General features: G+C 64.2%; 11 protein-coding genes. 2 read left to right on the forward strand and 9 right to left on the reverse strand.

The annotated features are described in order from the left end of the window. Positions 1–91: 91 nt before the first annotated feature. Positions 92–1,360, reverse strand: a complete 1,269-nt coding sequence (gene urtA / locus B3M58_RS02120) for an urea ABC transporter substrate-binding protein (RefSeq protein WP_296216906.1) — start codon at positions 1,358–1,360, stop codon at positions 92–94. A gap of 174 nt (positions 1,361–1,534) precedes the next feature. Further along, positions 1,535–2,131, reverse strand: a complete 597-nt coding sequence (locus B3M58_RS02125; protein WP_296216907.1) for a MarC family protein — start codon at positions 2,129–2,131, stop codon at positions 1,535–1,537. A 239-nt stretch (positions 2,132–2,370) separates the two neighbouring features. On the opposite strand from B3M58_RS02125, the gene B3M58_RS02130 reads away from it, so the two are divergent. Beyond that, positions 2,371–2,640 (forward strand): MoaD/ThiS family protein, encoded by a 270-nt coding sequence (locus B3M58_RS02130; protein ID WP_296216908.1) that lies wholly within the window; start codon positions 2,371–2,373, stop codon positions 2,638–2,640. Between the two features lie 17 nt (positions 2,641–2,657). Next, a complete protein-coding gene (locus tag B3M58_RS02135; protein ID WP_296216909.1) occupies positions 2,658–3,734 on the forward strand; it encodes a WD40/YVTN/BNR-like repeat-containing protein in 1,077 nt (358 codons plus the stop codon). A 12-nt stretch (positions 3,735–3,746) separates the two neighbouring features. Here B3M58_RS02135 and B3M58_RS02140 read toward each other — a convergent pair whose 3' ends face one another. The 7 genes from B3M58_RS02140 to prmA all read right to left on the reverse strand — a co-directional run bounded on the left by B3M58_RS02140 (position 3,747) and on the right by prmA (position 13,564). Next, on the reverse strand, positions 3,747–6,524 hold the full coding sequence (locus tag B3M58_RS02140) for a hybrid sensor histidine kinase/response regulator (protein WP_296216910.1): 2,778 nt from the start codon (positions 6,522–6,524) through the stop codon (positions 3,747–3,749). Positions 6,525–6,637: 113 nt separating this feature from the next. Beyond that, entirely contained in the window at positions 6,638–7,930 is a 1,293-nt protein-coding gene (gene purD, locus B3M58_RS02145; RefSeq protein ID WP_296216911.1) for a phosphoribosylamine--glycine ligase, read from the reverse strand. A 197-nt stretch (positions 7,931–8,127) separates the two neighbouring features. Continuing rightward, the gene (gene purH / locus B3M58_RS02150) at positions 8,128–9,735 is read right to left on the reverse strand and encodes a bifunctional phosphoribosylaminoimidazolecarboxamide formyltransferase/IMP cyclohydrolase (RefSeq protein WP_296216912.1); all 1,608 of its coding nucleotides are present in this window, start codon (positions 9,733–9,735) and stop codon (positions 8,128–8,130) included. Between the two features lie 74 nt (positions 9,736–9,809). Further along, on the reverse strand, positions 9,810–10,130 hold the full coding sequence (gene fis, locus B3M58_RS02155) for a DNA-binding transcriptional regulator Fis (protein ID WP_288359209.1): 321 nt from the start codon (positions 10,128–10,130) through the stop codon (positions 9,810–9,812). Further along, complete coding sequence (gene dusB, locus B3M58_RS02160; protein ID WP_296216913.1) at positions 10,127–11,125, reverse strand: tRNA dihydrouridine synthase DusB; 999 nt, start codon at positions 11,123–11,125, stop codon at positions 10,127–10,129. Before dusB ends, fis begins: the two co-directional genes overlap by 4 nt. Positions 11,126–11,285: 160 nt before the next feature. Next, complete coding sequence (locus B3M58_RS02165; RefSeq protein ID WP_296216914.1) at positions 11,286–12,614, reverse strand: DUF3426 domain-containing protein; 1,329 nt, start codon at positions 12,612–12,614, stop codon at positions 11,286–11,288. A 71-nt stretch (positions 12,615–12,685) separates the two neighbouring features. Beyond that, positions 12,686–13,564 carry a 50S ribosomal protein L11 methyltransferase gene (prmA, locus tag B3M58_RS02170; protein ID WP_296216915.1) on the reverse strand — a complete coding sequence of 293 codons (879 nt, stop codon included), beginning with the start codon at positions 13,562–13,564 and terminating at the stop codon, positions 12,686–12,688. Between the last annotated feature and the right edge of the window lie 26 nt (positions 13,565–13,590).

Consider the following 13,590-nt stretch of genomic DNA (forward strand, 5'->3'; position numbering starts at 1 on the left):
ACCGCTGGCGTCTAGACGGTGGACAAGCCTTCGGCATGTCCACCCTACGAGATTGCAGGCCTTGCATCTCAACTAGGATCTTTGCAGGCGCTTAATTCGACTTCACCGCGTAATCCGGCTTCTTGTCGTTGCCTTCGATGTACGGGCTCCATGGCTGGGCGCGGACCGGGCTGCTGGTTTCCCAGACCACCGAGAACTGACCGTCTTCCTGGATTTCACCGATCATCACCGGCTTGTGCAGGTGGTGGTTGGTCTTGTCCATGGTCAGGGTGTAGCCGCTCGGCGCGGCGAAGGTCTGGCCGTAGAGCGCGCTGCGCACTTTATCGACGTCGGTGGTGCCGGCTTTTTCCACCGCCTGGGCCCACATATGGATGCCGACGTAGGTGGCTTCCATCGGGTCGTTGGTCACGGCTTTGTCCGCGCCCGGCAGGTTCTTGGCCTTGGCGTAGGCCTTCCACTTGGCGACGAACTCGGTGTTGACCGGGTTTTCCACCGACTGGAAGTAGTTCCACGCGGCGAGGTGGCCGACCAGCGGCTTGGTGTCGATGCCGCGCAGTTCTTCTTCACCCACGGAGAAGGCCACGACCGGTACGTCGGTGGCTTCCAGGCCCTGGTTGGCCAGTTCCTTGTAGAACGGCACGTTGGAGTCGCCGTTGACGGTGGAGATCACGGCGGTTTTGCCGCCGGCGGAGAACTTCTTGATGTTGGCGACGATGGTTTGATAGTCGCTATGACCGAACGGGGTGTAGACCTCTTCGATGTCTTTTTCGGCCACGCCCTTGCTGATCAGGAAGGCGCGCAGGATCTTGTTGGTGGTGCGCGGGTAGACGTAGTCGGTGCCGAGCAGGAAGTAGCGCTTGGCGGCGCCGCCGTCTTCGCTCATCAGGTACTCGACCGCCGGGATGGCCTGCTGGTTTGGCGCAGCGCCGGTGTAGAAGACGTTCGGCGACAGCTCTTCGCCTTCGTATTGCACCGGGTAGAACAGCAGGCCGTTGAGCTCTTCATAGACCGGCAGCACGGATTTGCGCGACACGCTGGTCCAGCAGCCGAAGGTCACGTCGACCTTGTCCTGGGTCAGCAACTGGCGACCGCGTTCGGCGAACAGCGGCCAGTTCGAGGCCGGGTCGACCACCACTGGCTCCAGCTGCTTGCCGAGTACGCCGCCCTTGGCGTTGATTTCGTCGATGGTCATCAACGCCATGTCCTTCAGCGAAGTTTCCGAGATGGCCATGGTGCCGGACAGCGAGTGCAGGATGCCGACCTTGATGGTCTCGGCGGCTTGCAGCGTGTAAGGGAACAGACCGCTGAGCAGCAATGCGCTGGCGGCAATTGTCGACTTCAGAAAAGGACGGCGTTTCATTGTTATGGCTCCATGCGCAACGGTTGGAAGAGACCTGAGGGTCGTCAGTCCAATGGCAGCATCCGTGCCAAGCGTGGCAAAGCCTTGTTTTAGAAGGCTTGCGCCTTTGTTGACTGGTTGTGCAGGTAGTGCGGCTGCGCCGCTTTGGTGCGCGGCCGCTGTGGCTGCGCCGCTTTAGAGCGACAGGTAGTTCTTCACCCCGGTGAAGATGATCTGCGCGGCCAGGGCGCAGACGAACAACCCCATCAGACGGCTGACGATTTGCAGGCCCTGGTCGCCGAGCAGGCGCTCGAACTGGTTGGACAAATACAGCACCACGCCGACGGTGAGGCTGGCCAGGGCGATGGCCAGCACCGCCAGCAGCTTGTCGTTCCAGTGCGGTTGGCTGGCGCCCATCAACAGCAGCGCGCCGATGGTGCCGGGGCCGACGGTCAGTGGAATGGTCAGCGGCACGATGGTTACATCCTGCTGCACGGTTTCGCTTTGCACCGCCGACTTGCCCTGGGCCATGCCCAGCGCCGAGATGAACAGCACACTGCCGGCACCGATGCGGAAGGCGTCGATGGTGATGCCGAACAGAGTGAAGATGTGCTTGCCGAACAGGTACAGCAGCACGCTGGCGATCAGCACGCCGGTGGCGACCTTCCAGGCCAGCTTCTTGCGTTCCTTGACCGTGTAACCGCGGCTCAGGCCAATGAAGCAGGAGAGGACGAAGAACGGGCTGTAGAGCACCAATAACTTCAGATACAGACTGAACAGCTCGGACGACATGGCGTGGACTCGTCTCTTCGGCAGGGCGGTGGGCTGAGTGTAGAAGCAAGCCGACCTTGTGCCGTGCCGCTGCTCCTTCGTGGGGCAGTATGATCCGGGATTGGCGGCACGATCTCCAGTGCCTGACGCGGCAAATTCGCCGGTGCGCGGCGCCGACCGTTTGGCGTGTCGGCGCAACCGTGCGCAGTGGATCGGCTATACCTGTTGCGCGAGTGTTGGTTTGCCGCACGGAGCCGCCCATGGCGCGCATCAGCTTTACCCCCAACCTGCAGCGTCACCTCGACGTGGCCACGCATGCGGTCAGCGGCCGCACGGTCGCTGCCGCACTAGCCGAGGTCTTCGCCGCCAACCCCCGGCTGCGCAGTTACCTGCTGGATGATCAGGGCCGCGTGCGCCAGCATGTGGCGATTTTCGTCGATGCCGAGCCGATCGGCGACCGTCGACAGTTGAGCGACCAAGTCGGCGCCAGCAGCGAGATCTATGTGGTGCAGGCGCTGTCCGGTGGCTGAATAGTCAGGAGACCATTATGTCGGATGAGCTTTTCGTGGCCACGCGCAAGGGCCTGCTCACCTTTCTGCGCAGCGGCGGGCAGTGGCGCCTCGCCCGCCGCGCGTTTCTCGGCGAGCCGGTGAGCATGCTGTTGCTCGACCGGCGCGACGGCGGCCTGTATGCGGCCCTGCACCTTGGCCATTTCGGCCCCAAACTGTGGCGCTCGCTGGACTCCGGGCAGAGCTGGCAAGAACTCGCCGCGCCGGCGTTCCCCGTCTCGAGCGAGGCCGATGGGCCATCGGTGGCGATGATTTGGTCGCTGGAAAGCGGCGGTGCGGATCAACCCGCAACGCTGTGGGCCGGCACCATTCCAGGGGCATTGTTCCGTTCGAGCGATCGGGGCGAGTCCTGGCAGTTGAACGAGGCGCTGTGGCAACGCCCAGAGCGGGCGCAGTGGTTCGGCGGCGGCTACGACCAGCCGGGCATTCACTCGATTTGTGTCGACCCGCGTGACAGCGCGCGGCTCCGGGTAGCGGTGTCCTGTGGCGGTGTCTGGTGCAGCGAGGACGCCGGCGCAAGCTGGGCCTGCCGTACCCAGGGCATGCGCGCGGCCTATATGCCGGAGGAACTGGCGCAAACCCCGGAGATTCAGGACCCGCATCGCATGGTCGCGTGCCCGGCCGCTCCGGATAGCCTGTGGGTGCAGCACCACAACGGGATTTTCCACAGCACCGACGGCGCCGCGCATTGGCAGGAAATCCGCGAGGCCGGGCCATCGACCTTCGGCTTCGCGGTGGCCGTGCACCCGCATGATCCGGCGACGGCCTGGTTTGTGCCGGCGGTCAAGGACGAATGCCGGGTACCGGTGGAGCAGCGCCTGGTGGTCACCCGCACCCGCGATGCGGGGCACAGTTTCGAGGTGTTGAGTACGGGGTTACCGCAGGCGGATTGCTTCGATCTGGTCTATCGCCATGGTCTGCAGGTCGATGCCAGCGGCCGCTGCCTGGCGCTGGGCTCGACCACCGGGCATCTGTGGCTGTCGGACGATCAGGGCGACAGCTGGCAGGCGCTGGCCGGCAACCTGCCGCCTATCTATGCCCTGTGCTTTGCCTGAAATACCTACCGGTCAGGACGGCAGAGCGTCGCGTTGGCGGCGGTTTTCCCGTTCGGCGATCCAGTACTCGACCAGTTCGCGCAGCTGCGACAGCTCCACCGGCTTGGCCATGTGGCCATCCATGCCGACCTGCTTGGCGCGCTCCTTGTGTTCGCTGAGGATGTGCGCGGTCAAGGCCACCACTGGCGTGCGGTCGCGCTGCTCGGCCGCTTCCCAGGCGCGCAGTTGTTCGGTGGCGGAGAACCCGTCGAGCACCGGCATTTCGCAGTCCATCAACACCAGGTCGTAGTGCTGCGCTTTCATCGCGTTGAGCGCTTCTTCGCCGTTGCTGGCAGTGTCCGGTTGCAGGTTGAGCTTGCCGAGCATGCCGCGGATCACCTTGGTCGAGATGCTGTTGTCTTCGGCCACCAGGATGCGGAAATCGCTGGGCGCGCTCAGCGGTGCGCTGACGGTGGGGCTGAACAGCGTCGAGTGACCGTTGCCGCGCTGCGCCAGTTCGTCGGCCAGGGTGGCTTTGAGGGTATAGCCGGCCACCGGTTTGGCGAGGATGCGCTTGATCCCGGCATTGCGCGCGATGATCTTACTCGGCGCATTGCTGATGCCGGTGAGCATGACCAGCAGAATGTCATGGTTGAGACTCGGGTCTTCCTTGATCTTCGCCGCCAGCTGCATGCCGGTCATCCCCGGCATGTCCTGATCGAGCAGCACCACATCGAAGTATTCACGCAGGTGCGCCTTGGTGCGCAGCAGGGCCAGCGCTTCCTTGCCGGACGGCACGGCGCTGACGTTCAGGCCCCAGGCGCTGCATTGCTGCACCAGCACCTTGCGGCAGGTGTCGTTGTCGTCGACCACCAGCAGACGCGCGCCTTGTAGCGGTCCATCGAGGTCGGCGGTCGGATGTTGCAGGCGTTCGCTGTCCAGCGGCAGGGTCAGCCACAGGGTCGAACCCTGGTTGCCGCCGCTCTGGATGCCGAACTCGCCGTCCATCAAGCGCACCAGTTGGCGGGCGATGATCAGGCCGAGACGGCCGCCGAGTTTGGTCGCGGCGAGGAAATCCTTGCTGTGCAGTTCGGCGTTGAGCAGGGCATCGCGTTCGCTGGCTTTCAGCGGCCGGCCGCTGTCCTGCACGGCGATCCGCAGGCGCGGTGTGTCGCTGCTGCTGTCGAGCGCCACCACCAGCAGGATTTCACCCTCGTCGGTCTGCTTGAAGGCGTTATCGAGCAGGCTCAGCAGGGTCTGGCGCAGGCGCGTGGGGTCGCCGCTGATCACCCGTGGCACTTGCGGCTGCATAAAGCTGATCAGCTCGACCTTCTGCTGTTCGGCCTTGGCGCGGAAGATGTCCAGGCAGTCTTCGATCAGCGCGTTGAGGTCGAACTGCACATCGTCCAGTTCGATCTGCCCGGACTCCAGCTTGGAAATGTCGAGAATTTCGTTGATCAGGGTCAGCAGCTCGTTGCCCGAGCTGTGGATGGTCTGCACGTAGTCGCGCTGTTTGGCCGACAGCGGGGTGCCGAGCAGCAGTTCAGTCATGCCCAGCACGCCGTTCATCGGCGTGCGGATTTCGTGGCTGATCTTGGCGAGGAATTCGGCTTTGGCTTTCAGTTCGGCAGAGCTGGCGGCGAGGGCGCGGCTGGTGCTGAATTCGTCCTGGACGATGCGCCGCTGGCGTTCGCTCAGCGCCATGCTGAGGATAAAACCGCTGAACACGGTGCTGGCCAGCAAGCCGTAGGCCAGCCAGTCGGTTTGCACCGACCAGTAGCCGAACAAGACCGGCAGCGCGCCGATGAAGGCCGCGCAAAAAATCAGCAGGGCGGCGCTGAACAGCCGCGCCGGTAAATAACCATGCTGCCAGTGATACAGGGCCACCAGCAGAATGCTCAGGCCGGTAATCGCTGCGAGCAGGTACACCAGTTGGTTGAACTGTAGGTTGGTGGCGATCAGCAGCACCACGCAGACCCCGCTAATCAGGATGATTTCGCCAATCAGCAGACGCGACAGCGGTGTGCTCGGGCAGACCCTGCGGAAGAAGCTGGCGGTGAACGCCAGGGCGCAGAGCATGGTCAGCAGCATCGACAGGTTGGCGATCTGCGGTTGCAGGGTTTGCCAGTCGCCGAGCCATGGCGTGCTGATGCCCAGCAGGTTGAGTGCCGCGGCCAGCAGGCCGGCTTGTGTCGCCGCCAGCCACAGGCCGCTGGGCGCGCGGGTGTAGGCGAAACGTACGAGGTTATACGCCACCAGCATGCCGAGGCCGCCAAACAGCAGGCCGAACAGCAAGGGTCGCTTGTCGTCGGCGGCCATGGCGCTGGCGCTTTGCAGGCTGATGGTCGGGCGCAGGGCGTGTTCGGAAGCCAGGCGCAGGTAGAGGTCCAATGGCGCGTCGGTCTGTGGCAGCGGCAGGAGGAAATCGCGGCTGGCCAGCGGGCGGCTGGAGAAGGGCAGCTTGCTGCCGGTGCGGGTGTGGGTGAGCAGCTCGTCGCCGTTCAGCAGGTAAAGGTCGAGGTAGGCCAGGTACGGGGCAAATACGCGCAGCAGTTGGGATTCGGTGTTGGCCGGTAAGCGGTAATGCAGCCACAGGGCGGTTTCGTTGCCGGAGGTGTAGAGCCGGGTCAGGTCGGTCGGCACGAACTGTCCGCGGTAGCGCGGCGAACGGATGTCAGCCAGTTGCAGTGCGGCGTCGGTTTCGCTCAAGGCGGACCACCCGGCAGCCTGGGCAGCCTGTGCGGGCAAGAGCAGTAGCGCCGTCAGCGCAAGGCCGAAAAACAATCCAGTGGCAATCCTGAGCCGGCGCACGGTGAATTCCCTTCGAAGGTGAGTGGCCGGATTATAGCCAAGCCGATGTGTAGCGGAATATGACAAAGGCGGCCATCAGGCCGCCTTTGTCGAGTTTTACCGCTTATTTAGCGTCAATCTTCTCCGCGTTCGCGGGCAATGGCGCGATAACCGATGTCATTGCGGTAGAAACAGCCGTTCCAGCGGATTTTCTCCGCCAGGCGGTAGGCCTGCTGCTGGGCTTCCTCGACCGTACGACCGATGGCGGTGGCGCACAGTACACGGCCGCCTGCGGTGACCACCTGGCCTGCCGCATTCAGCGCGGTACCGGCGTGGAACACCTTGCCGTCGAGTTGCGCGGCGGCGTCCAGGCCTTCGATCACGTCACCCTTGGCGTAGTCGGCCGGGTAGCCGCCGGCGGCGATCACCACGCCCACCGTCGGGCGCGGGTCCCAGGTCGCTTCGACCTTGTCCAGCGCCTTGGCCAGGGCGGCTTCGACCAGCAGCACCAGGGAGCTTTCGAGACGCACCATGATCGGCTGGGTTTCCGGGTCGCCGAAGCGGCAGTTGAACTCGATGACTTTCGGCTTGCCGGCCTTGTCGATCATCAGTCCGGCGTAGAGGAAACCGGTGTAGACGTTGCCTTCGGCAGCCATGCCGCGCACGGTCGGGTAGATCACTTCGTCCATCACCCGCTTGTGCACGTCGGCGGTGACCACCGGGGCTGGCGAATAAGCGCCCATGCCGCCGGTGTTCGGGCCGGTATCGGCATCGCCGACGCGCTTGTGGTCCTGGCTGGTGGCCATCGGCAGCACGTTCTCGCCGTCGACCATGACGATAAAGCTGGCTTCTTCGCCGTCGAGGAATTCTTCGATCACCACGCGCGAGCCCGCTTCGCCAAAGGCATTGCCGGCGAGCATATCGCGCACGGCGTCTTCGGCCTCAACCAGGGTCATGGCGACGATCACGCCTTTACCGGCGGCCAGGCCGTCAGCCTTGATCACGATCGGCGCGCCGACCTTTTGCAGGTAGGCCAGGGCCGGTTCGACTTCGGTGAAGTTCTGGTAGTCGGCGGTGGGGATGTTCTGGCGGGCGAGGAAGTCCTTGGTAAAGGCCTTGGAGCCTTCCAACTGGGCGGCGGCGGCGGTAGGACCGAAGATGTCCAGCTTGCGGGTGCGGAACAGGTCGACCACACCTTTAACCAGCGGCGCTTCCGGGCCGACGATGGTCAGTTGCACGTTCTGCTCGGCGAAATCGGCCAACTGCTCGATGGCCAGTACGTCGATGGCGACGTTCTCGCACTTGGGCTCAACGGCGGTGCCGGCGTTGCCCGGGGCGACGAAGACTTTCTCGACGCGCTTGTCCTGCGCCACTTTCCAGGCCAGGGCGTGTTCACGACCGCCGCTACCGATGATCAATACGTTCATGTTTCTCTCCCAATGGAGGCCGGCGTATGGCCGTTTGGTGGATAAGCGAAGCGTTATCCACCCTACAAATTTCGAGGTCGCGATCGGGCTGGTAGATGCAAGGCGTCCGGCCCTTCACCCAGCGGAGTTGCCTTCTGGCAATGAGCATGGGGGAGGGCCGGACAACGCCGCAGATGCCTGTCCGAGTGCGGCCGATTTTAGTGCCTAAAGTGACGCATGCCGGTGAACACCATGGCAATGCCCGCTTCGTCGGCGGCGGCGATCACTTCGGCGTCGCGCATCGAACCGCCCGGCTGGATCACCGCGGTGATGCCGTTGGCGGCGGCGTTGTCCAGGCCATCGCGGAACGGGAAGAAGGCGTCGGAGGCCATCACCGAGCCGGCGACTTGCAGGCCGGCGTGCTCGGCTTTGATCGCGGCGATCCGGGCGGAGTTGACGCGGCTCATCTGGCCGGCACCGACGCCGATGGTCTGGCGGCCCTTGGCGTAGACGATGGCGTTGGATTTGACGAACTTGGCCACTTTCCAGGCGAAGATCAGGTCATGGATTTCCTGCTCGCTCGGCGCGCGTTTAGTCACGATCTTCAGGTCTTCGGCGGTGATCATGCCGATGTCGCGGCTCTGTACCAGCAGGCCACCGTTGACCCGCTTGAAGTCCCAACCGGCGCTGCGCTCGGCCGGCCATTCGCCGCACTCGAGCAGGCGTACGTTGGCTTTGGCAGCGACCACAGCGCGGGCTTCGGCGCTGATTTTCGGCGCGATGATCACTTCGACGAACTGGCGCTCGACGATGGCTTGGGCGGTGGCACCGTCCAGTTCGCGGTTGAAGGCGATAATGCCGCCAAACGCGGATTCGGTGTCGGTGGCGTAGGCCAGCTCGTAGGCCTGACGGATGCCGCCTTCGCTGTCCAGAGCCACGGCCACGCCGCATGGGTTGGCGTGCTTGACGATGACGCAGGCCGGTTTGACGAAGCTCTTCACGCATTCCAGCGCGGCGTCGGTGTCTGCCACGTTGTTGAACGACAGCTCCTTGCCTTGCAGCTGGATGGCAGTGGCGACGCTGGCCTCGCCCTTCTGCGCTTCCACGTAGAACGCCGCACTCTGGTGCGGGTTCTCGCCGTAGCGCATTTCCTGGGCCTTGATGAACTGGCTGTTGAAGGTGCGCGGGAAGGCGCCGCGCTCTTCGGTGCTCAGGGTGTCGCGCGCCTGGTCGATGGTGCCCAGGTAGTTGGCGATCATGCCGTCGTAGGCGGCGGTGTGCTCGAAGGCTTTCAGCGCCAGGTCGAAGCGCTGGGCGTAGCTCAGGCCGCCGGCTTTCAGCGACTCGACGATGCCGGCGTAGTCGGAGGCAGAGACCACGATGGCCACGTCTTTGTGGTTCTTCGCGGCGCTGCGGACCATGGTCGGGCCGCCGATATCGATGTTCTCGATGGCGTCGGCCAGGTCACAGCCGGGCTTGGCCACGGTGGCGGCGAAGGGGTAGAGGTTGACCGCGACCAGGTCGATCGGCTTGATGCCGTGCTGCTCCATCACCGCGCCGTCGAGGGCGCGACGGCCGAGGATGCCGCCGTGGATCTTCGGGTGCAGGGTCTTCACCCGACCGTCCATCATCTCCGGGAAGCCGGTGTAGTCGGCCACTTCCACAGCGGCGATGCCGTTGTCCTTGAGCAGCTTGTAAGTGCCGCCGGTGGAGAGAATTTCCACATTCAGGGCGACGAGCTCGCGGGCAAACTCGAGGATGCCGGTCTTGTCGGAAACACTGATCAAGGCGCGGCGAACGGGAAGGCGGGTGGTCTGGTCGGTCATTTCAGAATCCATCAGAGCAGGGTATTAGCAAAAAAGGGCGGCTCGTCGGAGCCGCCCTTTTCGAGAATGCAGGGTCAGAGCAAATCGTACTGTTTGAGCTTCTTGCGCAGAGTGCCGCGGTTCAGGCCGAGCAGTTCGGAGGCCTTGGTCTGGTTACCCTTGACGTAGTTCATCACGGTTTCCAACAAGGGTGCTTCCACTTCGGTGAGCACCAGATTGTAGACATCGGTGACGTCCGCGCCCTCTAGGTGGGCGAAATAGTTATGCAGCGCTTTCTCGACACTGCCGCGCAGGGTTTGCCCTTCTTCGCTCGGCGTATTGAGATGCTGTTTCAAACTGGTGTTGTCACTCACGGGTGCAATTCCACTTCCTAAAGTCTCGGTCAACATCGTCATGCGGCCACCCCTTCTCCATCGTTATGCCGTTCGCTGAAAAACTCGCGAACGTTGGCGCACTGCGCGTCCGTACTGTCTAGACGATTGAATTGGGCGCGAAACTCCCTGGCGCCCGGCAGGGTTGCGAGATACCAGCCGACATGCTTGCGGGCGATGCGTACGCCCATCACGTCGCCATAGAAGACGTGCAGCTCGGCCAGGTGCTCTAGCAGAATACGTTCCACCTCGAACAGGCTCGGCCCCGGCAGTGTTGTCCCGGTGCGCAAGTAATGCTCGATTTCGCGAAAAATCCACGGCCGCCCTTGCGCCGCCCGGCCAATCAACAGCCCATCGACGCCGGTGGCGGCGAGTACCGCCTTGGCTTTCTCCGGCGAGTCGATGTCGCCATTGGCCAGCACCGGGATTGACACCGCCTGCTTGATCGCGGCGATGGTGTCGTACTCGGCGTCGCCGGTGTACAGGTCGGCGCGGGTACGACCGTGCACCGCCAGCGCGACGATCCCGGTATCTTCGGCGATCTTCGCCACATCGAGGCCGTTCTTGTTCTGTCGATCCCAGCCGGTGCGGATTTTCAGGGTCACCGGCACATCCACGGCGGCGACCACAGCCTGCAAAATCTCGCGGACCAGGCGTTCGTCCTTCAGCAGCGCAGAACCGGCGGCCTTGTTGCAGACCTTCTTGGCCGGACAGCCCATGTTGATGTCGATGATCTGCGCGCCCAGGTCCACGTTGCGCCGCGCCGCTTCGGCGAGCATCTCGGGGTCGCCGCCAGCGATCTGCACCGAGCGGGGCTCGGGATCGCCCTCGTGCATCAAGCGCAGGCTCGACTTACGGGTGTTCCACAAGCGCACATCGCTGGTGACCATTTCCGATACCACCAGGCCGGCGCCCAAACGGCGACACAGCTGGCGAAACGGCCGGTCGGTGACTCCGGCCATGGGCGCGAGAATCAGCTGATTTGGCAGTGTGTAGGGGCCGATGCATAGCGTCGACATAGGGCTTCCCTGCTCAAGAGACGTGCTGTTGAGGCGAATAGGAGAGTGCGAAAAAGGGTGAGAATCATACCCGCTCTGGATGACCGGATAAAGGCTGTTTTGAACAAATTCTGAACAGCTATGGGCTTATCGCCAAGGGTTTGGTTGTGCCTAGTGCCGGTTATTCGGGCGAGTGAAAACTGAGGCTGTAATTCACCGCCTGGGTGCCGGGGTCGAGGATGTCCAGGGAGATGTGGATCGGCGTCTGTGGCGGCATTTCCGCCTGTCCGGCCAGTTCGCCGGCGAGGTATTCGCTGGGCTTGAAGCGTCGGCTGGCGAGCAGTTGGCCGTTGATGTCGGCAAAGCGCATTTCCAGCAAGGGGAACGGCTGGGCGAACGGCGCGCGGTTGTAGAGGATTGCATCGACCACCAGGGCGCCGCTGAACTGCGGATGGCTGCGCACCACCAGGTTGCTGCTCTTGATTTGGGCGATGTCGACCTTGGAGGGCAGGGTGCAGCCGATGGTTGGGCAGAGCTGCTCGAACCAGGGGCGGTATTGATCCTGGCGCGCCAACTCGTCGAAGTGGTAGTGGATGTATTGACCGGCCAGGGCGGCGGCGCCGATCAGGTTCAGCAGCCCCCAGCCCAGCCAGCGGCCCCAGGGTTTTTGCGGCGTTTGCCAGTCCAGTTGCAGCGGCTCTTCGTCCAGGTCGAACAGGTGCTCGTCACGCAGGCCGGGTTCGCTGCGCTCGTGGGGCGTCAGTTGCAGCGTTTCTGGCCTGTCGTCGCCTTCGCGCGGCTCTGGCTCTGGCGCCGCGTCGTCGCGCTCGGCGCTCAGCGTCAGGCCGGGCTCATCGGGCTCGGCATCGTGCAGGTCGAACGTCGGCTCGCTGCGGGGGCTTTGGCTCGTCGTGGCCGTTGTTACGGGCAGCGGGTTGCTGGGCGCTGTGGGCGCCGCCGGTGTTTCGCGAGGAGTGACCGGGCTGAGGCTCAGCGGCGCTGCCGGCGCCTCGTCGCGCAGCAGGGCTTCGGCCCATTGTTCGTCGTGCGCGGAGTGTTCGGTTTGCGGGGTGGCCCGGAAGTCCTCGGCATACTTGGGTGCCCGTTCAAGGGCGAGGAACTGCTGCGACAGCTGTTGTTCCTGCTGTTCCAGTTTGGCCAGCTCTTCGTCGAGGTCGAGGCCGTCGAGGTCCAGATCGTCGTGAATCCATAACGTATCGCTGGGATTCTTGCCGGGCGGCGTGCTCTGCGCGAGGGCCGATTTGGCCGGTTGTGCGGCGACTTGGCCGCTGTCGGGTCGCGCCGTGACGGGCGGCGTGGGCGTTGGCAGGGGCGTCGCGCGCGCCGCTGCGGTCAGGGTTTGTCCCTGTTCGAGCAGTTGCTGCGCCGCATTGAACACGTGCAAGCAGGCCCCGCAGCGCACGGCGCCATGAGCCGCGCCGAGTTGCGCGCGGTTCACGCGAAAGCTGGTGCGGCAATGGGGGCACTGGGTGACGAAACTTTCGGTCATGCGGCAATCCGGCGGCCGGCGATCCGGCGAAACAAGGCGATTAGTCTAACGCAAGTGCTGCGCGGGCGGCGTTAGCGCCGCACGCCGCTGATGCGCACCCAGCCGTCTTTGACGGCCGTCGGGTCGAGTGCGAAGGCGTCCTGATACGCCGCGCGTACCTCGTCGGCCTGCTCGGCGAGGACACCCGACAGCGCCAGGCGTCCGCCCAGGTTGACCAGGCTAGTGATCTGCGGTGCCAGGGCGACCAGCGGGCCAGCGAGGATATTGGCGACCACCACGTCGGCCGGTTGCGGCGGCAGGTCAGCGGGCAGGTAGATCGGGAAGCGTGCCGGGTCGATGCCGTTGCGCCCGGCATTGTCGCGCGAGGCTTCCAGGGCTTGCGGGTCGATGTCGGTACCGACTGCTTGCGGGGCGCCGAGCAGCAGGGCGGCGATGGCCAGGATGCCCGAGCCGCAGCCGAAATCCAGCACGCTGGAATTGGTCAGGTCTTGGCCGTCGAGCCACTCCAGGCACAGCGCGGTGGTCGGGTGGGTGCCGGTACCAAAGGCCAGACCCGGGTCGAGCAGCAGGTTGACCGCATCCGGCTCCGGGGCGGCGTGCCAGCTCGGCACGATCCACAGACGCTGGCCGAAGCGCATGGGTTCGAAGCCATCCATCCAGCTGCGTTCCCAATCCTGGTCGGCGATCACTTCGGCGTGGTGCTCCGGCAGTTTGGTTCCGGTCAGTAAGTGCAGGTGGGCGAACACCGCCTCGGCCTGGGTGTCGGCCTCGAACAGGGCCAGCAGGTGGGTATGCGACCACAGCGGCGTGGTGCCCAGGTCCGGCTCGAAAATCGGCTGGTCTTCGGCGTCCATGAAGGTCACCGACACCGCACCGACTTCCAGTAGGGCGTCTTCGTAGGTTTCCGCCTGCTCCGGGGTGATGGCGAGACGGACTTGTAACCAGGGCATGGGAAACCTCGTAAACACTGTGGCGG

The sequence above is a fragment of the Pseudomonas sp. UBA2684 genome, from assembly GCA_002354655.1.
Taxonomy (GTDB): domain Bacteria; phylum Pseudomonadota; class Gammaproteobacteria; order Pseudomonadales; family Pseudomonadaceae; genus Aquipseudomonas.

What these genes read in the sequence shown, in the direction of transcription:
- urtA (WP_296216906.1), bottom strand. Translation starts at nt 1,360, where the DNA reads ATGAAACGCCGTCCTTTTCTGAAGTCGACAATTGCCGCCAGCGCATTG.
- B3M58_RS02125 (WP_296216907.1), bottom strand. Translation starts at nt 2,131, where the DNA reads ATGTCGTCCGAGCTGTTCAGTCTGTATCTGAAGTTATTGGTGCTCTAC.
- B3M58_RS02130 (WP_296216908.1), top strand. Translation starts at nt 2,371, where the DNA reads ATGGCGCGCATCAGCTTTACCCCCAACCTGCAGCGTCACCTCGACGTG.
- B3M58_RS02135 (WP_296216909.1), top strand. Translation starts at nt 2,658, where the DNA reads ATGTCGGATGAGCTTTTCGTGGCCACGCGCAAGGGCCTGCTCACCTTT.
- purD (WP_296216911.1), bottom strand. Translation starts at nt 7,930, where the DNA reads ATGAACGTATTGATCATCGGTAGCGGCGGTCGTGAACACGCCCTGGCC.
- purH (WP_296216912.1), bottom strand. Translation starts at nt 9,735, where the DNA reads ATGACCGACCAGACCACCCGCCTTCCCGTTCGCCGCGCCTTGATCAGT.
- fis (WP_288359209.1), bottom strand. Translation starts at nt 10,130, where the DNA reads ATGACGATGTTGACCGAGACTTTAGGAAGTGGAATTGCACCCGTGAGT.
- dusB (WP_296216913.1), bottom strand. Translation starts at nt 11,125, where the DNA reads ATGTCGACGCTATGCATCGGCCCCTACACACTGCCAAATCAGCTGATT.
- B3M58_RS02165 (WP_296216914.1), bottom strand. Translation starts at nt 12,614, where the DNA reads ATGACCGAAAGTTTCGTCACCCAGTGCCCCCATTGCCGCACCAGCTTT.
- prmA (WP_296216915.1), bottom strand. Translation starts at nt 13,564, where the DNA reads ATGCCCTGGTTACAAGTCCGTCTCGCCATCACCCCGGAGCAGGCGGAA.